Origin of the sequence: Saccharothrix hoggarensis (genome assembly GCF_042678885.1) — a bacterium.
GTDB lineage: Bacteria > Actinomycetota > Actinomycetes > Mycobacteriales > Pseudonocardiaceae > Actinosynnema > Actinosynnema hoggarensis.
Window position 1 is genome coordinate 1 of the sequence record NZ_JBHTLK010000533.1, and the last position, 603, is coordinate 603.

General features: G+C 73.5%; 1 protein-coding gene. It reads left to right on the forward strand.

The features are described from left to right. Window positions 1-118: 118 nt before the first annotated feature. Window positions 119-603, forward strand: a 485-nt coding sequence (locus tag ACFQ3T_RS36965) for a helix-turn-helix domain-containing protein (RefSeq protein WP_380730865.1), incomplete at its 3' end; no start/stop codon positions are given.

The following is a 603-nucleotide window of genomic DNA, read 5'->3' on the forward strand; positions in this document are numbered from 1 at the left end:
TGTACTGCCCTGGGAGGTTGTGGGCGGTTCGACACGTAGTCGGATGATGTTGGAATGAGGGAGGGCCTCCGGGTTCGGTGTGGATTGCGACGTCTACACCGAGCCGACGGAGGCCCTCGTGACCCACGCTAACGCACCGCTGACTCCGGCGGGCCGGCTGCGCCTGGCCCGGTGTGTCGTGGACGAGCGCTGGCCGCTGCGACGCGCGGCCGAGCGGTTCCAGGTCTCGCCGACCACCGCCGCCCGCTGGGCCGACCGCTACCGACGGTGGGGCGAGGCGGGCATGGTCGACCGCTCCAGCCGGCCCCACCGCAGCCCCCGCCGTCTGCCCACCCGCCGCGAACGCAGGATCGTCAAGGTCCGCCTGGCGCGGCGGTGGGGTCCGGCCCGCATCGCCTACCTGCTCGGGCTGAACCCCTCCACGGTGCACCGGGTGCTGCGCCGTTTCGGCCTGGCCCGCCTGGCGCACCTGGACCGCGCCACCGCCGTACCGGTGCGGCGCTACGAACACGCCGCGCCGGGCGACCTGGTCCACGTCGACATCAAGAAGCTGGGCAACATCCCCGACGGCGGCGGCCACAAAGTGCACGGACGCCGGGCCGG